Below are 20,197 nucleotides of genomic sequence, written 5' to 3'. Positions count from 1 at the left end.
GTCGCGCGCTTGCTCTGCTCAAACGCGAAGGCCGGTGCCCGTCTGACGTTGAACACCGACAGATTAAGTACCGGAACAACGTGATTGAATGCGATCATGGCAAACTGAAACGGATAATCNNCGCCACGCTGGGATTTAAATCCATGAAGACGGCTTACGCCACCATCAAAGGTATTGAGGTGATGCGTGCACTACGCAAAGGCCAGGCCTCAGCATTTTATTATGGTGATCCCCTGGGCGAAATGCGCCTGGTAAGCAGAGTTTTTGAAATGTAAGGCCTTTGAATAAGACAAAAGGCTGCCTCATCGCTAACTTTGCAACAGTGCCACAAATACTCAGTAGTGAAGAAAAAGAGCGCTTGTTGGTTGTACCGGATGATGATGTTCTTCTGACCCGCATGTGCTTTTTGAGCGAACATGACCTCGCGCTTATTAATAAACACCGCAGGCCAGCTAACCGCCTGGGCTTTGCTGTTTTACTCTGCTATTTGCGGGGACCGGGATTTACTCCCGACAAAAATATGTCCCCTCACGACGGGGTTGTCTCCCGGCTGGCGACTCACTTGAAACTTAATCCTGATTTGTGGGCCGAGTATGCATTAAGAGAAGTCACCCGCTGGGAACATCTGGCTGAACTCTACCGCTACCTGGAATTGTCTCCCTTTAACCGGGTACTGCAAAAAGCCTGCATTCGCCACCTTTATCCCCACGCCATGCGGACAGACAGAGGTTTTTTACTTGCAGAGGAAATGCTCTCCTGGCTCCACAATAATAAGGTTATTTTCCCCTCTGTTGAGGTCATCGAACGAACTCTGGCTGAAGCAGCAACGCTTGCCGACAGAGCGGTTTTTTCCGCACTGACTGCGCCGCTTGAACCGGGGCAAAAAGCGGCACTGGACCGTTTGCTGATCTCAGAAGGTGAACAACCCTCTCGGCTGGCCTGGCTGCTTCAGCCCCCAGGAAAAATTAATGGCAAAAATGTCCTGCAACATATCGACCGGTTAAATGCGATAGAGTCGCTGGCTCTGCCTGACGGTATTGCGCTTTCCGTTCACCAGAACCGGCTCCTGAAACTCGCGCGCGAAGGTAGGAAAATGAGTAGCCGGGACCTGGCAAAATTTACCGATGTTCGCCGTTATGCTTCGCTGGTTTGTATCATATCGGAAGCCAAAGCCACCCTGACTGACGAAGTTATTGATCTGCACGAGCGTATTCTGGGTAGTCTGTTCAGCAGGGCAAAACGTACGCAGGCCGAACGGCTCCAGCAAACGGGAAAGCTGATTCAGAGTAAGCTGAAGCAATACGTTACCGTCGGGCTGGCATTACTTAACGCCAGAGAATCCGGGGAAGATCCCTGGGCCGCAATAGAAGACGTTCTTCCCTGGCAGGAATTCATCAACAGCGTGGAAGAGACGCGGTTCCTGTCACGTAAGGACAACTTCGACCCGTTGCATCTAATCACCGAAAAATACAGTACGCTGCGTAAATACGCCCCCCGGATGCTGTCCGCGTTGCAGTTCAGGGCTGCACCCGCCGCAATGTCGCTCAGTGACGCACTGGATACCGTCACAGAGATGTATCGAAAACAACTCCGAAAAGTACCGCCTTCCGCGCCAATCGGGTTCATCCCGGAAAGCTGGAGAAAAGTTGTGATCACTCCCACCGGCATTGACCGTAAATATTACGAATTTTGCGTGCTGAATGAACTAAAGGGAGCCTTACGTTCAGGTGATATCTGGGTAAAGGGATCTCGCCGTTACAGGAATTTCGATGATTATCTGATCCCGTCTGGCGATTTTGATAAATCCCTCCGGGATAACCAGCTACCCCTTACTGCTCCGACCGATTGCCATGAATACATCAAGAGCCGTATGACGCTTCTGGCATCGCGCCTGGAGGAAGTCAATGCGATGGCGCTGGCTGGTGATTTGCCCGATGTTGATATATCGGATAAAGGCGTGAAAATTACCCCGCTGGATAACAGTGTCCCTTCAGCAGCATCCCCTTTTGGCGATCTGGTTTATGGCATGCTACCTCATCCTAAAATTACTGAAATGCTCGATGAAGTGGATAGTTGGACAGGTTTTACCCGCCATTTTACACATCTCAAAAATAATCACGTCAGACCTAAAGACAGAAAGTTGTTACTGACCACCATCCTGGCGGATGGCATCAACCTTGGGCTGACAAAAATGGCCGAATCCTGTCCGGGAACGACAAAATCGTCACTTGAGGGCATCCAGGCATGGTACATCAGAGATGAAACCTATTCAGCTGCGCTGGCCGAGTTGGTTAATGCTCAGAAAAAACGGCCTCTGGCAGCATTCTGGGGCGATGGATCAACGTCATCGTCTGACGGACAAAACTTTCGGGTGGGGAGTCACGGGCGTTATGCGGGCCAGGTCAATCTGAAATACGGTCAGGAGCCTGGCGTGCAGATTTATACGCATATTTCGGACCAATACAGCCCGTTTTACACCAAAGTCATCAGTCGCGTGCGGGACTCAACACACGTGCTTGATGGTCTGCTGTACCACGAAACCGATCTGGAAATTACAGAGCATTACACTGACACCGCAGGCTTCACTGAGCACGTTTTCGCGCTAATGCATCTGCTCGGATTCGCATTTGCGCCAAGGATCCGGGATCTTCATGACAAGCGGCTGTTTATTCATGGAAAAGCTGAGTTGTATCCAGGGCTTCAGTCAATCATCCCCACAACCAGCCTGCATCTAAAGGAAATTGAAACCCACTGGCATGAGGTGCTGCGTCTGGCAAGTTCTATAAAGCAGGGAACGGTAACAGCATCGCTGATGATGAAAAAGCTGGCCAGCTATCCGAAACAAAATGGTCTGGCAAAGGCTCTGAGGGAGATCGGGCGTATAGAAAGATCATTATTTATGCTGGATTGGTTCCGGGATCCTTCCCTGCGCCGACGCGTACAGGCGGGGTTGAATAAAGGTGAGGCCCGCAATGCCCTTGCGCGAGCCGTCTTTATGCACCGACTTGGGGAAATCAGGGATCGGGGACTGGAAAACCAGAGCTACCGAGCCAGTGGGCTGACATTGCTGACTGCGGCTATCTCACTTTGGAATACGGTATATATAGAAAGAGCCATAGATTCTCTGAAACGGAAAGGGATCCCGCTAAATGAACAGCTTATTGCTCATCTGTCCCCGCTGGGATGGGAACACATAAATTTGAGTGGGGATTACGTCTGGCGAACAAACCTCAAGCTGGGACAGGGTAAATATCGCACACTACGCTCAGTGGATAGCAGTCTGTACAAAAAACTGTCTTAGCGTAGGATATTTAATGAGATGGTCACTCCCTCCTTCCCGGTACTATGCTGAGGACAGGCTTTCATTCGGAGAACTATCATGGAAAACATTGCGCTCATTGGTATCGATCTGGGTAAAAACTCTTTCCATATTCATTGCCAGGATCGTCGCGGGAAGGCTGTTTACCGTAAAAAATTTACCCGGCCAAAGTTGATCGAATTTTTGGCGACATGCCCCGCTACAACCATCGCAATGGAAGCCTGTGGCGGTTCTCACTTTATGGCACGCAAGTTGGAAGAGTTGGGGCATTCCCCAAAGCTGATATCACCACAATTTGTCCGCCCGTTCGTTAAAAGCAATAAAAACGACTTTGTCGACGCCGAAGCTATTTGTGAAGCTGCATCGCGTCCGTCTATGCGTTTTGTGCAGCCCAGAACGGAATCTCAGCAGGCAATGCGGGCTCTGCATCGTGTCCGTGAATCCCTGGTTCAGGATAAGGTAAAAACAACCAATCAAATGCATGCTTTTCTGCTGGAATTTGGCATTAGCGTTCCCCGAGGAGCTGCCGTTATTAGCCGACTGAGTACCATTCTTGAGGATAATAGTTTGCCTCTTTACCTCAGCCAGTTATTGCTGAAATTACAACAGCATTATCACTATCTTGTTGAGCAGATTAAAGATTTGGAATCCCAGTTGAAACGAAAGTTGGACGAAGATGAGGTTGGACAGCGCTTGCTGAGCATTCCCTGCGTCGGAACACTGACAGCGAGTACTATTTCAACTGAGATTGGCGACGGGAAGCAGTACGCCAGCAGCCGTGACTTTGCGGCGGCAACAGGGCTTGTACCTCGGCAGTACAGCACGGGAGGTAGGACGACATTGCTGGGAATTAGTAAGCGAGGTAATAAAAAGATCCGAACTTTGTTGGTTCAATGTGCCAGGGTATTCATACAAAAACTGGAACACCAGTCTGGCAAATTGGCCGATTGGGTCAGGGATTTACTGTGCCGGAAAAGCAACTTTGTCGTCACTTGTGCTCTGGCAAACAAGCTGGCCAGAATAGCCTGGGCCCTAACGGCACGACAGCAAACTTATGTAGCATAACGGCAGAAATACACCGGTTTAAAGAATTACTGATCTGGTTTTGCGAATACTGATATTGATGATACTAACGGCCCACCGGCCTGTTGAGGAACCTGTAAAACGGAAAGGCTCATTGAAGCCGTATATTTTCTGGAGGTTCATCAGGCGCGGAACTCATCAAGGCGCGGGAATAAAATCCCATTCAGACGCCGGATAGATTCAAGCAAGCCAACTTGTCGTCAAAATCGGTGTTGCAAAAACGGGAGTGACCATAGATCCGTTTTCCAAGCGGCCCCCGATTACTGGCTTCTGAAGGGCTATATCACTAGCAGATTGAACTAACAGAAAGATTTGATCCTTTACGATCCAGAAAAGGATCTGCGAAGTTATGAGCACGCTCACTTCCGAGCGAGACTCCAACTTTCCCAGAAATCATTCACAAACAAAGTTATTTACCTTCTGTTCACAAAACGAGAAGCGGCTCACTGATCAAACAAACCTAAACGTTTATGTTATGGTTCCATAAACGTTTAGGTTTTGATAATAACCGTATATATCGCAGGTAATTTCTTAGATGCAGAGACCGAAAAATGCGTAAAGCAACAATGCGGGATGTGAGCGAAGCAACGGGATTTTCCATGTTTACCGTTTCGCGCGCGCTAAACGGTGGCGATGGCGTCGCTGACGACAGCCGGGAGCTGATTTTAAAAGTGGCGCGAGAGCTCGGCTACGTACCCAACCGCGCGGCCCAGGCGCTACGCCGTTCGAGCAGAGACTCGGTGGCGGTGATCACCGCCCATGCGTCGAACTATTACTATCTCAACCTGATGTCCGGCATTCAGCAGATACTGCAGCCTTCACAGTGGACCGTGGTGCTTGGCGATATTGCGGTCAACGGCATCTATGACCGCGCGCAGGAAGATCGGATGATTAACCGCCTGATAGAGTCACGGATGGCCGGGATCATTTCGACGGTGACGCTGCAGCCGGAAAGCCTGACTCTGCTGGCGAAATGGGATATCCCGGTCGTCTTCGTTGATTCCCCGCCCCGCGGCGAGCACAACTTTCCCAGCGTCACGACCGACAATTACCATGCCAGCCTGCTGGTTGGAAACCATCTGGCGCAGTACGACTATAAAAACTGGCTGCTCCTTATCTACCCGGACCGCTGGACTACGCGTTTTGAACGCGAGCGCGGAATACGCGAGGCCGCCGAGCGGTGCGGCGCTACGCTTGGAGTTGTCGAAACGGAAAACGACGCGCAGTCGGCTGCAGACAAACTGAGCCAGTACCTCGACCGCCAGAAAGCGCTGCCGGATGTCCTTATTGCCGGTAACAACCCTATTCTGCTGGGTTCACTCAAACAGCTCCAGCAGCGCCAGATAGCCATTCCAGAGGATATGGCCCTGATTGCCTACGACGAATTCGACTGGGCGCCGCTATTAAATCCGCCGCTGACGGTGCTCAATGAAAATAGTGAAGAGATTGGCAGACAGTCGGCTGAAATGCTTATCCAGTTAATTAACCTGGAAGGGAAAGGAGAAATCAACACCCAACGTAAAGTTCCCGCCGAGCTGGTTATTCGCCAGTCCTGCGGCTGTAAAAAAACGCATAACAATTAAAAGACATTATAGAGATTGCTGACAACGTTTCGCCCGAATGGGCCTGCCCGACGCCGCTTCGCTCGCGCGGGCCTGAAGAACTGCTGTCGCGTTTTTGCCAGGCCCGCTAAGGTGCCTGTCGGCTAACAGCGGCAAAGCGTTTGCCATCCCTCTCTAATCATTTTAGAGCTTTAAATAACGGCTGAATAATCGGCCGACAGTAAAAAAACAACATCAGAGGATTATTTCTGAGGCTTCCCCACACCTGGCCGTACGTCATACCACACGATAATGAAAGGAACAGAATATGACCAAACTTCACAAAGCATTTCTGGCTGTCGCGGTTACTGCGGTAATCACCACCATGACAGGATTTATCCCCGCCGCCAGCGCCGCGCCGCAGGAGAGCAAAAAAATAACCCATATCGGCTTAATGGTGCAGGACATGTCTAACCCTTTCTTCTCTGCAATGGAAAGGAACGCAAAGCAGGCCGCGGCAAAAATCGGCGCAACTCTTAACGTACAAGATGCGCAGGTCGATCTGGCAAACCAGAACACGCAGATTGACGCCTTTATTCAGCAGAAAGTGGATCTGATCATTATTTCCGCCGTCGATGAGTCCGGCATCGAGCCGGCCATTCAGCGGGCAAAAGCCGCCGGAATTATCGTTATCGCGGTCGATACGCCCGCCAGGGGCGCTGACGCGGCGATCATGACCAATGCCATCCAGGCCGGCGAAACCTCCTGCGAATATCTGTTCAGCCAAATGGGCGGCAAAGGCAAAGTGCTGCTGGTGGACGGCACGCCGATTCAAACCATTATTGACCGCATCAAAGGCTGTAAAAACGTCGCGCAAAAATATCCAGATATCAAAATCGTCGGGCAGCAGGCATCCCGCAACGACCGCGCTTCCGGCCTGATGGTCACCACCGATATGCTCACCGCCAATCCGGATGTCTCCGGTATTTTCGGTATGAACGATCCTGCGGCGCTCGGCGCGGTGCTGGCCGTTGAGCAGGCCGGCAAAGCCGGTGCGATTAAAGTCACCGGCGTAGACGGCAGCCCGGAAGCGGTTGAAGAACTCAAGCGCAGCGGCTCACCGTTTATTGGTACCGCCACGCAAAACCCGGGCGAAATGGTGCGCCAGGCCATCTCGCTTGCTCAGGATATGGTTGATGGCAAGCATATTGCGTCCCCTACCGTATTGATCCCCAGCGTGCTGGTCACGCGCGACAACGTAGATAGCTATCCTGGCTGGTAATCACATCATCACTCAAGAGGCAAAAACGGGATGACGATTGGGTTCATCCCGGAGGGCAAAGACAATGGCCGACATCACTTCACCCCCCTTGCTTAGGCTGGAAGGGATTTCAAAACGCTACGGCGCGACCCTCGCACTGAACAACGTACGCTTTGATTTATTCGCCGGAGAGGTCCATGCCCTGATGGGGGAAAACGGCGCGGGTAAATCCACGCTGATGAAGATCCTCTCCGGAAACGAGCAGCGCGATAGCGGCGCGATCTATATCAACGGGCAGGAGATTGATATTCGCACGCCAAGAGATGCGCGCAAATATGGCATCGCCATCATCCATCAAGAGCTGAATACGGTTCCCGATATGACTGTGGCGGAAAATCTATTTCTCGGCCAGGAACAGACCTCTTTCGCCGGTATTCTCGATCGCAAACGGATGCTCCGTGAGGCCCGGGAGAAGCTGGACCGGATTAACGCGGACATCGACCCGCAGGCGCCGCTCGGCTCGTTGAGCATCGGACGTCAGCAAATGGTCGAGATTGCACGCGCCGTCAGTGAAAACGCAAAAGTACTGGTGCTTGATGAGCCGACCGCCGCTCTGTCGCGGGCAGAGACCCTCCAGCTTTACCGGCTTATCGAGCAAATGCGTCAGGATGGGGTCGGGATGGTCTACATCTCACACCGCATGGAAGAGGTATGGCAGCTGGCAAACCGGGTCACGGTGTTCAGGGACGGCACGTGGATCGGCACGGAAACTCTGAGCAGCGTCTCGACCACCGATATCGTACGCATGATGGTTGGCCGTCAAATCGTCGATCTCTATCAGCACGAACCGCGTACGCCCGGCAAAGTACTGCTGGAGGTCGCGGATCTGGCGGGTAGCGCAACCGGCCCGGTCTCCTTTGAGGTCAAAGCGGGCGAAGTCGTCAGCATGTCCGGGCTGGTTGGCTCTGGCCGAACCGAAGTGGCCCGGCTGTTATTCGGCGCCGACCCTCGTAGCCAAGGAAGCGTGCGTATTAACGGCAAGGTAAGCCATCCGTCAGATCCCACCGCCGCCATCGCCGACGGAATCGGGATGGTGACCGAGGACCGCAAAACCCAGGGCCTGTTTCTGGGTCATTCGGTTGAGCACAACATTGATATCAGCTCGCTGGAGAACTTTGTCGCCGGCGGCGTGGTTAAACGCAAAACCATCCGCGCCGCCGTCCTTGAGCAGATGCGACGGTTACGGCTGCGGGAAAATGCGGTCGAACTACCCGTCAGCGCCCTGTCCGGCGGAAACCAGCAGAAAGCGGCGCTGGCGCGCTGGCTGCTGCGCGATTCGAGGCTGCTAATCCTCGATGAACCGACCCGCGGCGTGGATATCGGCGCCAAAAGGGAAATTTACGAACTGATAGACAAACTCGCCCGCGCCGGGAAAGCCATTCTGGTGATCTCCTCCGATTTACCGGAGGCCATCGGCATCAGCGACCGCGTGCTGGTTATGCGCGGCGGCCGAATCGTTCACCAGTTACCCTCATATTCAGCAACGGAAGAAGAAGTGATGCTGCACGCAACAGGAACCTTTACCAGTCAATCCGGAGAATGCCATGGACAACAATAAACCTGTGACGGAACTGCCGGTCAAAGCGCCGTTTGATTTTGCGAAATGGTGGGATCGGGTGGGGATCTTAATCGTTCTGCTGGTGCTGCTGATCCTGATGTCGACCTTTGCACCAAACTTTAACCGCGTCGATAATCTGCTGAATATCGCCCGCTCGATTTCCGTCAACGCTATTCTGGCGGCGGGAATGACCTTCGTCATTTTAACCAGCGGAATTGATTTGTCCGTCGGGTCTATCGTCGCCGTCTCCGGCGTGATCTCGGTGGTTGCGGCGATGGCCGGGATCCCTGCGCCGCTGGCGATTCTGGCCGGCGTGGGCGTGGGCGCGCTCTGCGGTCTGCTGAACGGCGTGCTCACCGCCTATCTCGCTCTCGCGCCCTTTATCGTCACTCTCGGCACAATGACCTTCCTGCGCGGTATGGCCTATACCATTACCGAAGGGCAACCTATTGTATCGAGTAGCCTGAGCTTCCGCGAGCTGGGGAATGGCTATCTCGCCGGCATCCCTGTTCCGGTCATTATTATGCTGGTGGTTTATCTGCTGGCGTGGTTTATTCTTGAGCGCACGCGGTTCGGTCGTCATATCTATGCCGTCGGCGGCAACGCCCAGGCCGCGCGCCTGGCCGGCGTCCGGGTAAAACGCGTACTGGCGGCGGTTTATATGATTGCCGGCGTCTGCGCGGGTCTGGCGGGCATTATCTTCGCCGCCCGGGTCATTTCCGCCCAGCCTACGGCGGGTACGGGATATGAACTGGACGCCATTGCGGCGGTAGTGCTGGGCGGCACCAGCCTCGCCGGAGGACGCGGGCGAATTATCGGCACCCTGATTGGATCGATAATTCTCGGCGTGCTCAGCACCGGCCTGATTCTGCTGAGCGTCCCCTTTTTCACCCAGCTATTGATTAAAGGCATCGTCATCATTCTTGCCGTGGCGATTGACGGACTGAAGCAGCATCCGGAACTGTTTACCTTCTGGCGGAAAAAAGAGATCGCCCGTACCCGCTAGCTTTCCCTGACGCTTTGTTTATCCGCCGCGCTGGCGGCGGGTCTTCGCATGCTTAAATTTTAATGGAGTATACGCCCATGACATATCACATTACGCTGACGGACCCGATGAACGGTACCCGGGATCGCGAACCGATTACGTTTACTCTCCCCGAGAAACTGCAGGAGCCCCTGTGGTGGGCAATCACCAGCGAGGACCAACGGATCCTTTGCCAGCGCCTCACTCATGAGTCGACGCAAAACAGTACCGCCTTTATCGCAACGGTAAGCTTCAGCGGCACGCTCCGGATGCGGCTTGACCGGCCGCTAACGGCGGCAGAAGTCGGTGACGTCGCCGGTATCCACCGCCTGCCTGGCCGGGAGAAAGACTGTTTTGTCCGCCTCAATACCGGCTGCTTCGATCTGGAAATGTGTCGGGGAACCGCCCAGGGCGTGGGTTCATCCAAGTGGGGACTGCGCCATTTTCGCTGTCTGCAGGACAACGTCGAGCTGCTTCCTTCCGGGAATAACGCCATCGGCGGTTTTTACGGTCCGTTCTTTACCCCGGAAAATGGGCTGATTAACCCGCCGGAACATACCCTCGTAGATATTGAAATTGTTGAGGAAGGCCCAGTCTATCATCACTATCGCATGCACGGCACGATCCCCGATGGATTATTAGCGGAGCTGCGCGGTAAGCACTTCACCATCGACTGGAAGTTCAGCTGGAATACCCCGTGGTTTCAGCGGCGCTACTGGGTTGATGACTTTTCGACGGTCATTAACGGGCGTTCGGTGACCAACAAGATCACCGTCGGCGACGAGTTTGAAAGCGGTCCGGGAAAACTGCTGTTTGACCGCTTCGCGGCCTACGGCGGTACCCGCTATCGCGCAGGCGATCCCTACGCCGAAGAGCTGGTCGCCATGGTGGCTCATACCGTTACCACCTCTGAAAACCAGAGTCCGAAATTTGCCGAATTCCGCGAACAGCTCGCCGATATGGCCTCCGCTCATTGGGATCTTTACTGGCGAATGTTCTGCCGCTGGGAAAACGTGCTGGATGAAACTGAAATCCGCGAAAGGCTTGGCGTAGTGCGCGCCCGGGCGCACGTACGAGCCGACCTGAATGAACGGAAATGGCACCTGACTGATTCTCCCGTCAACGTTTCCGCTGTGCCGGATGAAACCGTGTTCCCGGGACCAGCCAGTAAAACCGTCGAGTACGATTCAGCGAGCGGCCGGGCGATGATCTGGTGGACCTCCCGCCCCTCCGGCGCGTTTCAGATAGTCCAGCGCCGTCAGTCCGGTTGGGTGAACTGGGGCAGCAACGGGGAAAACGAGTGTCCGGAGCTTCCGGTCGGGGTTGATATCAAAACCGCCTGCGGGATATTCGCTGACAACTGGATGCAGGTAGCCGACAATCTGGAAACGCCGCCGCAGGTCGCGGTGAGTCAGGAGGAAAAGCCATGATCCTTTGCTGCGGAGAAGCCCTGATCGATATGCTGCCCTGCCGGAGCCGTGAAAATGCTCCCGCCTTTACGCCCTGCGTCGGCGGCGCGGCGTTCAATACCGCCATTGCCCTGGGGCGCCAGGGGATAGCGGTCGCGCTGTTTTCCGGTTTATCGGACGATTTTATGGGTGACATGCTGCGCCACACGCTTGAGGCCTCTGGCGTGGATTATTCGCCCTCAACCCGCGCACCGCTACCGACCACGCTGGCCTTTGTCAGGCTGGAAGGCGGACAGGCGCGCTATACCTTTTACGATGAGAATAGCGCCGGCAGAATGCTGACTGAAAGCGACCTGCCGACGCTCGGTGATGACGTATCTGCCGTCCTGTTCGGCTGCATCAGCCTGATAGCCGAACCGTGCGGCAGCGTTTATGAAGAGCTGATGGTAAGAGAGGCGCCGCGCCGGGTGATGTTCCTCGATCCCAATATCCGTGAAATCTTCATCCTGGACCGGCAGAAACACCTAGCGCGCATGATGCGGATGATTGCCCTAGCGGATATCGTCAAGCTTTCCGATGAGGACCTCGCGTGGTTTGCCGAACCCGGCGAAGAACACGAGGTCATACGCCGTTGGCTTGCTCTGGGACCAAAACTTATTGTGGTCACCCGCGGGGCTGACGGCGCCGATGCCTGGACCGCTAATTTCCATCTTCATGTTCCAGGAGTTCGCGTAACGGTTGCCGATACCGTCGGCGCCGGGGACACGGTCAATGCCGGTATTCTCGCCAGCCTTTCGCAGGCCGGACTCCTTGAGAAGCCTAAATTAGTCACATTGTCACGAGAGCAGGTGCGCCGCGCGATCAATCTCGGTATGCGTGCCGCCGCGGTGACGGTCTCCAGGCCAGGGGCTAACCCGCCGTGGGACCATGAACTCTGAAGACTGACGACGCTAACCCTTGTAAATCACAGGCGGCCGAATGATGGCCTGAACATTTGCCCGCGCATTCTCCCCCCTTTCAGGGGGAGTCTGGCGGGTGGTCATTGCGTAACTTTATTTGACCTTCGTATTGGCGAGTGACTGCTTAACGGCTCCGAAGAGTCGTTATGACTAGCGGTGTATCAGGTCCAGTCTTCATAGCCATAGTCATGGATCCAGACTATGCCGCCAGGGCATTTTTTCGTCAGAAACCATCCTCTTCCATTTCCTCCTAGTTTTCGGGAAAGTTTTCACGATACAAAGAAATTTGTTCGCCGATGCTGCCTTCCAGATATTTTCCTCGACTTGCTATACGTTTTCGTTACCAGAAGATATTTTTGAAGGGCGAGTTAAGACCGTTAAATTTCAATACAAACAATGAATTAACCTCTTAGCGTGGTTTTTTACATCATTGGACCTCGAACCCCGTTCACTGAAAAGCCAGCCGTAGTTCGGGTGTTCAGCATTCATGTCTGTCGTCTCCGTAACGACATTTTTTTTCGGTTTTATTTTACCCAGTCTTCCAGCATCAGGCCCGGGACCCGCGCAAACTCTCTCACATTGTTCGTCACCAGGACGGCACTGGCCGCGATGGCGTGCCCGGCAATGGCCGTGTCGTTCGGGCCGATCGGCGTCCCGGCGAGGCGCAGCGCCACCCGGATGTCCGTCGTGGCGTCCACCGCGGCGCGGTCCCAGGGCAGGACAGCATCGAGGCGCGCGCAGAACGCGTCGACCAGCTGAATATGGCGCGGCGAGGCCTTCGGGCCGGTGGCGCCGAAGCGCATCTCGGCGTACGTCACGGCCGAGACCACGATGCGATCACCGCGCAGCACCGCCTGCTCCAGGCGCTTCAGCACCGCTGCCGGCTGCTCGCGCATGATGAACGAGCAGATGTTAGTGTCGAGCATCCAGGTTTTCTTCATGGCTCAAAGCGTCCTTCATCGCTGACCACATCCTCACGCTCCGCCATAAAGTCCGGATCGGCCCTGTCCAGCTGCGCGAATGAGCCCCAGGTCGGCCGGACGGGACGCAGAATGATGCTGACCCCTTCCCGGACGATCTCCAGCTCGCTGACGCCGTCAAAATCCAGATCGCGGGGCAGGCGGATGGCGCGGTTATTGCCGTTTTTAAAAATAGAAACTGTGCGCATGGTTTTTCCTCATATGCTGAGTGTGCCAGGGAGTTTTCCCGCATGGGTGCAGTATATGTCTGAAGGACTGATTTGTATAGGTGAAGCATATGCAGATGGTACGTATATGCGTATGTAAAGCATATGCATATGCATATGCAAAGTATATGGATATGTACAGCATATGTCTGCTTTCTCTTTTTCCAGCTGAGATCCGGAAAAGGACAAACCCGGAAGGACTCCGGGTTTGTAGGGGAAAGAGAACGCAGCGATCAGAGAAGGGAAAAGGAGTTGTCAGTGCCGATGGTGAGTATCGTTTGCTCCTCCTTCACAAGCCGTATGAATTCATTTTTTCCGAGGACGTTGATTAATCTGTTAATGTCTTCATTATCATCGTTTGAAACCTCAATTTGTTCCTTGATTTTTTCCGGGGCAATATAGCTGTTCAGCCCGTCCACAGAGCACAGGGCATAGAATCGCAGATTGGCAGAATGATTCAGGAAATTGTCTTTTCGTTCAGTGCTCATCCAGCCAACCATCTCAATGATGTCGTCATAATGTTTCCTCAACAAGCTGCAGCTTGCCTGTGTTCCGTATACCGGTTTGGAGTAGTCTGTCTTACCGGTGGCCGGATTTTTTTGATGAAATTTCCATACGGCCTCATGATGTGACAGACGGTTTCTCAGTTCTTTTATCTGAAAGAAGGCAGCGCAGATATCACGTCGTGAATACCCTGCGGGGGCATTCGGAAATACCTGCGAGGTCAGAGTCGGCCAGAGCAACCGGTCCCCGTGGGGATCTTCATATGGGTCCGTCAAAAGGGTGGTCCAGAATCCAAACGTCAGTCCGGCTATGATCCGGTCAGGTGTAGGTTTTTTTCCTTCCTTACTTATCTGGCTTTTGGCCTGGTCTACTAAATTTTCTTCAATCAGTGTTCTTGCCAGGAGTCTGTTCCCCCACTTATCCAGTAAATAGCCTGCCGCATCCTGACGATCTTTAGGATTTCGTGCTCGCTTGTAGCGTTCGGAAGGCTTGACTCGGTTATCGCCCATGTATTTCGGTAGGCTGGTCACCCAGTTAGTGTTGGTATCCCAGAGGCCTTTGGCCCCAGCAGGTGGAAAAGACTGTATGGCTGTGTTGATGGCATTGCGAAGAGTGACTTCAAGACACTGCATAGCAGGAAGCAATGCGCCAGCCAGTGCTTTGTTCCAGTGATATGCTGCCATAACCTGAGCGGGTTTAACCTTAAGGTGCTTTCTGTAGATATCCAGCCTTGCTGTGGTGATGTAATGTTGTGCCGTCATGAATCAGGTCCTGAAAATGTTTGACATACGTGGCGTGTATCTGGCTTAATAGTTCCATCAAGGCGGAGTCGCCTCCTCAGGAGGTCTCTCGCGGAAAAAGTAGTTCGGAAAAGCCACCCTCGCGGTGGCTTTTCTCGTTCCAGAACGTCAGAAAACCGGCCGTTCCGTGGGCGGCAGGCGCAGCGCTTGCCGTATCTGATCGACCATGTCCAGAAAATCCCCTTCTTTCTGCAGGAAGAACAGTTCTTTATGCACCTTGATTAATGTCGGCAAATCACGACGCGCGGCCTCGATGAAGAGGGCAAACGCCAGTGAGGTGCCATGCGGGATATGCGTGATGTCAGGCAGCTGCGCGGCGCGCAGTTCAAGCAGGGGAACGCCGTTACGCATGATCTGCTGCAGATCTTCTTCTTTATAAATGCCCAGCAAGCGACACCAGGTCCGGTTCTCGGCCAGCGTCTGGGCACTGTCATACCAGTAATCGGCGAGGCCTGCGTTCATCATTGTGGCCACGTCTTTGTCCATCAGCGCCACCAGGCCATTCCCGCGCATAAAGTTACCGATCAGATCTCCGAAGGATGCTGAAAGGAATTCTTTAACAAAATCGCTTTTTGACTTGCCGGCCGCCTTCGCCTGTTCCGTGATCTCAATATCCACATCAAGAGGCATGTTCCGCACGGTCAGTGTGCGGGTGAATCCTTTTTCAGTATTTTCGTTCTGTTCAGCCATGTGTGTCTCCAGAGGCGAAGGATTTACCAAAATAGACAGTAATCACCACAGATTTATTCTGTTGCATTTAAACTATTCCATATAATTGCAGATATCAACAATGTTTGCAGTTTTAGTGTTGTGGTGCTGTTGGTGGCATATTTTAATCAGGTGTAAACGGCGTTGCTTTCCGTCGACGCTGAGATCCGAAAAAAGGTAGTTCCGGATCTGATTCAGCCCCGCCGGCGCGCAGCGGTCCGGAAACACAAGATGTAGCGGTGTTTCCAGCTGTCAGTGACCATATATGTTGTGCCCCTCCCCTGCCCCGTGACCGGCCGCTCACCACCCTGAAAGGGCGCTGTGGTTATTCCGTGTGCGTGGTACACTTCCGGAAACTGTGGAATAACATAAAAGTCGGATCCGGCCAGAGCGGCCGTCAGGTAATTTAATTACGTTGTTATATGGCTGCTTATTATTTTAGTATGTGAAAATCACTCTCGTGAAAGTCACTGTCGCGACAGAGTGGCACTCATCTGACGATGATTGAGGTGTGGTAAAATTGCACGGCTAACTATTCAACTGAGGAAAGGACATGTTTACTGCATTCAATGAGAGAAATGATTTCAGTTATGCTTTTGAAAAAATCCGTAATGCGATTTCCGCGCCAGGAGAAAATAATCTTTATGCTGCAACAGAATTAGGTCTTGGCATTCTGCTCCGTAAATACGAGCAGTTTCGCCAGGAACTGGATGCGGCCGGTGAGCTGGGAAACTGGGAATATGATCTCGATACCTACAATCACTGTATTGCGGTGCTGCAACGTTACTTCACCGGCAATCCATCCGGACTGACAGAACGTGATGCCCGGATTTACAGCCATTACCTGCAGACTGAGCACAAAAGGTTTGTGAAGCTGGCTGATGAGCTGGCTGCCGACCGCTGAATACATACAGAAGGTGTGATTTCTCAGGAATATAAAGGGGTAAATGATCAATGACTGATATACAGGCCGCAACTGAGAGTATAGTTGCTGCGACATCCCATCCGGTTTCCGTACAGCTGATTAATCAAGGGGCGGGGATCTGGGGAAACGTGGCAACCGGGCTTATCACTGGCCTGCTTACTGGGGGTATAACACTCACTGGCATCTGGCTGACACATTATTTCACGCTTAAGCGTGAGAGACAGGCGTCAGAAGATAAAATGAAAAAGGAACTGCATTACATTGCCACCGAGTTGGTATTCATGCTTGAACGGTATGCTGAGGGTTGTTTCCGGGTTGTGACGGATGACGGCCAGGATGATGATGCCCCCCAGCCTGAGAGAAAAGCTGTCACGAATTACCCTGAACTGAATCTGATCGATGTCTCCGGTGACTGGCGGACTTTAGAGCCACGTCTTATGTATCGCATCCGTGAACTGCCGGTGCTCCAGGATGAGGCCCACAGGGCAATTGCATATGCCGCCGAATACTCCGACCCTCCTTGGCATAAGGACTATTTCAGGGAACGGCAGTATCAGTTCACGCGCTTGGGCATCAACGCTGTCATTCTTGCCGTCCGTCTGCGCAAGGCAACCGGGATGCCCGAAACACGTCTTACAGGTCATGATGAATGGTCTGCAGTTTCCGTGTTTCGTAAAGTCTGGAGGCGCGAAAGAGCCCTGCGCGCTGCTGAAGCTACCCGCAACAGGGAGTGGAATCAATTAGTGATACCTGATGGAATGTCAAACCAATGAGCGGCCTCTTATCATATTCTCACCCGCAGCAGCCGGCGCAAATGCCGGTGGCCATTGACTATCCCGCCGCGCTGGCCCTGCGCCAGATGGCGCTCGTTCAAGATGAACTACCGAAATACCTGCTGGCACCGGAAGTCAGCGCCCTGCTCCATTATGTGCCCGATTTGCACCGCAAGATGCTGCTGGCAACCCTCTGGAACACCGGCGCACGTATCAACGAGGCGCTGGCGCTGACCCGGGGGGATTTTTCGCTGGTGCCACCGTATCCGTTCGTGCAGCTGGCCACGCTTAAGCAGCGCACCGAAAAAGCGGCCAGGACAGCCGGCCGAGCTCCCGCCGGTAGCCAGGCTCATCGTCTGGTTCCGCTTTCCGATCACCACTACGTCAGCCAGCTGCAGATGATGGTGGCCACCCTGAAAATTCCGCTGGAAAGACGCAACAAGCGTACCGGCAGAACAGAGAAAGCCCGCATCTGGGACATCACCGACCGGACAGTACGGACCTGGATTGGCGAAGCGGTTGAAGCGGCCGCCGTCGACGGGGTGACATTCTCGGTGCCGGTCACCCCGCATACGTTCCGCCACTCCTACGCGATGCATATGCTGTATGCCGGCATACCACTGAAGGTTTTGCAGAGCCTGATGGGCCACAAATCGATTAGCTCGACGGAAGTCTATACGAAGGTGTTCGCACTTGATGTTGCTGCGCGGCATCGAGTTCAGTTTCAGATGCCCGAAGCGGATGCGGTAGCCATGCTGAAAGGGAATATTTAAGTACTTAGGAGAATGATGCTGGCGAACGTCCTGCTCGCCGGGGAGGTCTGTCAGACGTTATCTGGACCAGCTGACGGGAATATCTGCTCTGTATTCCTCATACTGCTCATAGATCGCATGCTGAAGCATCGTAATACGTTCTGACAACCTGTTGGCGTCCGACATATGCCGCCATTCCCCCTCAATAGTGGTTTTCTGTCCATCCGGGAGATTGAGCGTGATCAATACCTTTGTATCACGAATAATCACCCCGTCAGTGAAAGAATTAAGACCACTCCTTACGGTATTATCTATCTGTATAGTTTCAAGTTTCATCTTGTTACCTCCTGTTGACCGGATCCCAAGCATAGATATCTGAATTCAAATTGCCTAGTGAAATGTCTGGATATGCCGCATTTTTCCCCTTATACAGCGAAGCTGGCCAAAGGCCAGCCCGCTTGGATTTATCGCTTTTGCCAGTAGATCAGCATGGCAAGGAACAGGATTGTTGCCCCCTGAGAAGCGGTCAGGAAAGTTTCCAGCAATGACATTATCGTAAAACTCCGCATTATTAATTTCAGGTGTGTGATTCAGGGGCCTTAGTCCCCCTTTTACAGGACGTAGTGTTCTGTCACGACGGAAGCCAGGGTTAATAAAAACGATTCGAATATGTCTGCAGGGACGATAGAAATCTTCGTGCGGGTTGTCTCGCTGTAGCCGGCTCTGGAGAGCGACTCGGGGGAGGAGTAGTATCTTCCGGCCACGGATATGATCGAGCCAGCAGTGCTCGCCGCAGTCGAGCGACAGGGCGAAGCCCCGAGTGAGCGAGGAAGCACCAGGGAACAAAACTTATAAATTCTGCTTACGCTCAATGCCTGAAAAATCACCTCCCCTCGGGGTTATCCACTTATCCACGGGCATATTTTTATAAAGTACTTTTTTATTCTTTTTCTTTATTTTACATCTTTTAGGGAGCCTGAAAGCCGCGTACAGTGCGGCCTGAGAGGGGGCCTGTATGGGCAACTGGTAAACATAATATGGGAAATTAATCACGTATCAGTGGGTTTTGTGTCAACAAGCTATGGGATACGCATCAACAAGCTATGGGAAAGAGGTCAAGTTCAGTTCTCAATTATCCACTTGTGGATAAAGTGCAGATTTTTCCGGTGGATAAGTATCGCGATAGCTTGCAATTTCTGTTTTCACTGTCATTATGGGTGGGTAAAAATTTACCCATAGGCATTGAAATGGATACTCAAGCACTCTTGCCAGCTACTAAAACGTTTAAAAAACGCGCCAGTATAAAGCAATCTAACGAATTGACCGAAGCTGCATATTACCTGCCTCTTCAGGCAAAACGTGTGCTGTGGTTATGCCTCATGCAGGCCTATTTTAATGACAGCCAGGAAGATGACTCTGACGTATTGCCGCTCTTCAAAATCAGCGTTTCCGATTACGTCAAATACTTCAATGTCGCTACGTCTGTCGCCAGTCGTGATGTGAAGGCTGGGGTAAATGCTCTGGGCGAATCAACGGTTACCTTTTATCCAAAAGAAGGTGAGTTTGAAGAAGTTAAACGTCCGTGGCTGGCTGAAGCAGGAATGAAGCGAGGCCGGGGTTCCTGGCAGATTGAATTTAACTACAAGGTCATGCCATTCCTGGTCGGCTTAACCTCCCAGTTCACTACCTATTCTCTCTATGACTGTGGCCAGCTTAATAGTGTTCGTGTCATCCGGCTTTATGAAAGCCTGTGTCAGTTCCGGAGCACTGGTGTCTGGATCACCACACATGACTGGTTATGTGAAAGGTTTATGCTCCCTGCCTCGCAGAAAAACAATATTGCTGAAATGAAGCGTACCTTCCTGGAACCTGCTCTGAAGAAAATTAATGAGAAGACGCCATTAAAGGTAACATATACCACTGAAGAAGATGGTCGCTTGCTGTTTAATTTTCTTGATAAAAAACAATAGTCTGTAATTTTTATTTCCTCCCCCCTTAGTTTGTTGCTGACATATGGGGGGATACTGAACTTGCTGTGTTTCCCATAGTGCTTGCCTAACTTGACCTGTTTCCCGCAATCGCGGCTGTCTGCGTAGTTGACCTGTTTCCCACAGTCCGGGCCGTCTGCGGAGTTGACCTGTTTCCCACAGTCCCGGNCGTCTGCAAAGTTGACCTGTTTCCCACAGTCCCGGCCGTCTGCAAAGTTGACCTGTTTCCCACAGTCCGGGCCGTCTGCGGAGTTGACCTGTTTCCCACACTCCCGNCCGTCCGAGAAGTTGACCTGTTTCCCATAGTCCGGGCCGTCCGCGAAGTTGACCTGTTTCCCATAGTCCGG

19 protein-coding genes and 3 pseudogenes are annotated in these 20,197 nt (G+C 52.9%); 15 read left to right on the top strand and 7 right to left on the bottom strand.

Features of this window, described 5'->3' with window-relative positions; all coding sequences use genetic code 11:
* The 10 genes and pseudogenes from ACOKCT_RS22585 to ACOKCT_RS22540 all read left to right on the top strand — a co-directional run.
* A pseudogene (locus ACOKCT_RS22585) lies at window positions 1-119 on the top strand (DDE-type integrase/transposase/recombinase); the annotation flags it as partial.
* 2 nt (window positions 120-121) lie between these two features.
* Window positions 122-275 (top strand): annotated as a pseudogene (locus ACOKCT_RS22580) (IS6 family transposase); the annotation flags it as partial.
* A gap of 47 nt (window positions 276-322) precedes the next feature.
* The gene (locus ACOKCT_RS22575) at window positions 323-3,301 is read left to right on the top strand and encodes a Tn3 family transposase (protein WP_159340514.1); all 2,979 of its coding nucleotides are present in this window, start codon (window positions 323-325) and stop codon (window positions 3,299-3,301) included.
* A 78-nt stretch (window positions 3,302-3,379) separates the two neighbouring features.
* Entirely contained in the window at window positions 3,380-4,384 is a 1,005-nt protein-coding gene (locus tag ACOKCT_RS22570) for an IS110-like element IS4321 family transposase (RefSeq protein ID WP_000427623.1), read from the top strand.
* Window positions 4,385-4,953: 569 nt separating this feature from the next.
* Window positions 4,954-5,985, top strand: a complete 1,032-nt coding sequence (locus ACOKCT_RS22565; RefSeq protein ID WP_008322245.1) for a LacI family DNA-binding transcriptional regulator — start codon at window positions 4,954-4,956, stop codon at window positions 5,983-5,985.
* A 286-nt stretch (window positions 5,986-6,271) separates the two neighbouring features.
* The gene (locus ACOKCT_RS22560) at window positions 6,272-7,225 is read left to right on the top strand and encodes an ABC transporter substrate-binding protein (protein ID WP_008322243.1); all 954 of its coding nucleotides are present in this window, start codon (window positions 6,272-6,274) and stop codon (window positions 7,223-7,225) included.
* Between the two features lie 64 nt (window positions 7,226-7,289).
* Window positions 7,290-8,822, top strand: a complete 1,533-nt coding sequence (locus tag ACOKCT_RS22555; RefSeq protein WP_094962532.1) for a sugar ABC transporter ATP-binding protein — start codon at window positions 7,290-7,292, stop codon at window positions 8,820-8,822.
* Entirely contained in the window at window positions 8,809-9,828 is a 1,020-nt protein-coding gene (locus ACOKCT_RS22550; protein ID WP_004113181.1) for an ABC transporter permease subunit, read from the top strand. The genes ACOKCT_RS22555 and ACOKCT_RS22550 overlap by 14 nt, the downstream gene beginning before the upstream one ends.
* Before the next feature lie 77 nt (window positions 9,829-9,905).
* Window positions 9,906-11,276, top strand: a complete 1,371-nt coding sequence (locus ACOKCT_RS22545) for a hypothetical protein (protein ID WP_008322237.1) — start codon at window positions 9,906-9,908, stop codon at window positions 11,274-11,276.
* The gene (locus ACOKCT_RS22540; RefSeq protein WP_008322235.1) at window positions 11,273-12,193 is read left to right on the top strand and encodes a carbohydrate kinase family protein; all 921 of its coding nucleotides are present in this window, start codon (window positions 11,273-11,275) and stop codon (window positions 12,191-12,193) included. Before ACOKCT_RS22545 ends, ACOKCT_RS22540 begins: the two co-directional genes overlap by 4 nt.
* A gap of 271 nt (window positions 12,194-12,464) precedes the next feature.
* Here the strand turns inward: ACOKCT_RS22540 and ACOKCT_RS22535 are convergent, their stop codons facing one another.
* From ACOKCT_RS22535 to ACOKCT_RS22515, 5 genes are all read right to left on the bottom strand, one after another.
* A complete protein-coding gene (locus tag ACOKCT_RS22535) occupies window positions 12,465-12,512 on the bottom strand; it encodes a hypothetical protein (RefSeq protein WP_371747062.1) in 48 nt (15 codons plus the stop codon).
* Between the two features lie 226 nt (window positions 12,513-12,738).
* Entirely contained in the window at window positions 12,739-13,155 is a 417-nt protein-coding gene (locus tag ACOKCT_RS22530) for a type II toxin-antitoxin system VapC family toxin (protein ID WP_008322233.1), read from the bottom strand.
* Window positions 13,152-13,382, bottom strand: coding sequence for a type II toxin-antitoxin system VapB family antitoxin (gene vapB / locus ACOKCT_RS22525; protein ID WP_159340496.1), 231 nt, complete (start codon window positions 13,380-13,382; stop codon window positions 13,152-13,154). Before vapB ends, ACOKCT_RS22530 begins: the two co-directional genes overlap by 4 nt.
* A gap of 251 nt (window positions 13,383-13,633) precedes the next feature.
* Window positions 13,634-14,665, bottom strand: coding sequence for an Abi family protein (locus ACOKCT_RS22520; protein WP_004118274.1), 1,032 nt, complete (start codon window positions 14,663-14,665; stop codon window positions 13,634-13,636).
* 147 nt (window positions 14,666-14,812) lie between these two features.
* On the bottom strand, window positions 14,813-15,394 hold the full coding sequence (locus tag ACOKCT_RS22515; RefSeq protein ID WP_004118277.1) for a hypothetical protein: 582 nt from the start codon (window positions 15,392-15,394) through the stop codon (window positions 14,813-14,815).
* 182 nt (window positions 15,395-15,576) lie between these two features.
* Between ACOKCT_RS22515 and ACOKCT_RS22510 the strand changes: the two are divergent.
* The 4 genes and pseudogenes from ACOKCT_RS22510 to ACOKCT_RS22495 all read left to right on the top strand — a co-directional run.
* A pseudogene (locus tag ACOKCT_RS22510) lies at window positions 15,577-15,822 on the top strand (hypothetical protein); the annotation flags it as partial.
* A gap of 143 nt (window positions 15,823-15,965) precedes the next feature.
* Window positions 15,966-16,316 (top strand): hypothetical protein, encoded by a 351-nt coding sequence (locus tag ACOKCT_RS22505; RefSeq protein WP_004118279.1) that lies wholly within the window; start codon window positions 15,966-15,968, stop codon window positions 16,314-16,316.
* Window positions 16,317-16,366: 50 nt separating this feature from the next.
* Window positions 16,367-17,110: a hypothetical protein gene (locus tag ACOKCT_RS22500; RefSeq protein ID WP_000129823.1), complete on the top strand. Its 744-nt coding sequence runs from the start codon at window positions 16,367-16,369 to the stop codon at window positions 17,108-17,110.
* The gene (locus ACOKCT_RS22495) at window positions 17,107-17,883 is read left to right on the top strand and encodes a site-specific integrase (RefSeq protein WP_000015958.1); all 777 of its coding nucleotides are present in this window, start codon (window positions 17,107-17,109) and stop codon (window positions 17,881-17,883) included. The genes ACOKCT_RS22500 and ACOKCT_RS22495 overlap by 4 nt, the downstream gene beginning before the upstream one ends.
* Before the next feature lie 57 nt (window positions 17,884-17,940).
* Here the strand turns inward: ACOKCT_RS22495 and ACOKCT_RS22490 are convergent, their stop codons facing one another.
* On the bottom strand, window positions 17,941-18,198 hold the full coding sequence (locus ACOKCT_RS22490; protein ID WP_000764642.1) for a hypothetical protein: 258 nt from the start codon (window positions 18,196-18,198) through the stop codon (window positions 17,941-17,943).
* Between the two features lie 128 nt (window positions 18,199-18,326).
* Entirely contained in the window at window positions 18,327-18,431 is a 105-nt protein-coding gene (locus ACOKCT_RS22485; protein WP_032409716.1) for a hypothetical protein, read from the bottom strand.
* Between the two features lie 534 nt (window positions 18,432-18,965).
* Here ACOKCT_RS22485 and ACOKCT_RS22480 point away from each other — a divergent pair.
* Window positions 18,966-19,832, top strand: coding sequence for a replication initiation protein (locus ACOKCT_RS22480; protein ID WP_004118283.1), 867 nt, complete (start codon window positions 18,966-18,968; stop codon window positions 19,830-19,832).
* Window positions 19,833-20,197: the final 365 nt, after the last annotated feature.

It is taken from the genome of Leclercia sp. M-A074-M, from assembly GCF_965195605.1.
Taxonomy (GTDB): domain Bacteria; phylum Pseudomonadota; class Gammaproteobacteria; order Enterobacterales; family Enterobacteriaceae; genus Enterobacter.
Note: the sequence above shows the minus strand (reverse complement) of the source record. Positions and strands in the feature narration are given on the sequence as shown.

Excerpts from the sequence above, each read along its gene's own strand:
- ACOKCT_RS22570 (WP_000427623.1), top strand. The coding sequence starts at position 3,380 with ATGGAAAACATTGCGCTCATTGGTATCGATCTGGGTAAAAACTCTTTC.
- ACOKCT_RS22565 (WP_008322245.1), top strand. The coding sequence starts at position 4,954 with ATGCGTAAAGCAACAATGCGGGATGTGAGCGAAGCAACGGGATTTTCC.
- ACOKCT_RS22560 (WP_008322243.1), top strand. The coding sequence starts at position 6,272 with ATGACCAAACTTCACAAAGCATTTCTGGCTGTCGCGGTTACTGCGGTA.
- ACOKCT_RS22555 (WP_094962532.1), top strand. The coding sequence starts at position 7,290 with ATGGCCGACATCACTTCACCCCCCTTGCTTAGGCTGGAAGGGATTTCA.
- ACOKCT_RS22550 (WP_004113181.1), top strand. The coding sequence starts at position 8,809 with ATGGACAACAATAAACCTGTGACGGAACTGCCGGTCAAAGCGCCGTTT.
- ACOKCT_RS22545 (WP_008322237.1), top strand. The coding sequence starts at position 9,906 with ATGACATATCACATTACGCTGACGGACCCGATGAACGGTACCCGGGAT.
- ACOKCT_RS22540 (WP_008322235.1), top strand. The coding sequence starts at position 11,273 with ATGATCCTTTGCTGCGGAGAAGCCCTGATCGATATGCTGCCCTGCCGG.
- ACOKCT_RS22530 (WP_008322233.1), bottom strand. The coding sequence starts at position 13,155 with ATGAAGAAAACCTGGATGCTCGACACTAACATCTGCTCGTTCATCATG.
- vapB (WP_159340496.1), bottom strand. The coding sequence starts at position 13,382 with ATGCGCACAGTTTCTATTTTTAAAAACGGCAATAACCGCGCCATCCGC.
- ACOKCT_RS22520 (WP_004118274.1), bottom strand. The coding sequence starts at position 14,665 with ATGACGGCACAACATTACATCACCACAGCAAGGCTGGATATCTACAGA.
- ACOKCT_RS22515 (WP_004118277.1), bottom strand. The coding sequence starts at position 15,394 with ATGGCTGAACAGAACGAAAATACTGAAAAAGGATTCACCCGCACACTG.
- ACOKCT_RS22505 (WP_004118279.1), top strand. The coding sequence starts at position 15,966 with ATGTTTACTGCATTCAATGAGAGAAATGATTTCAGTTATGCTTTTGAA.
- ACOKCT_RS22500 (WP_000129823.1), top strand. The coding sequence starts at position 16,367 with ATGACTGATATACAGGCCGCAACTGAGAGTATAGTTGCTGCGACATCC.
- ACOKCT_RS22495 (WP_000015958.1), top strand. The coding sequence starts at position 17,107 with ATGAGCGGCCTCTTATCATATTCTCACCCGCAGCAGCCGGCGCAAATG.
- ACOKCT_RS22490 (WP_000764642.1), bottom strand. The coding sequence starts at position 18,198 with ATGAAACTTGAAACTATACAGATAGATAATACCGTAAGGAGTGGTCTT.
- ACOKCT_RS22485 (WP_032409716.1), bottom strand. The coding sequence starts at position 18,431 with ATGCGGAGTTTTACGATAATGTCATTGCTGGAAACTTTCCTGACCGCT.
- ACOKCT_RS22480 (WP_004118283.1), top strand. The coding sequence starts at position 18,966 with ATGGGAAAGAGGTCAAGTTCAGTTCTCAATTATCCACTTGTGGATAAA.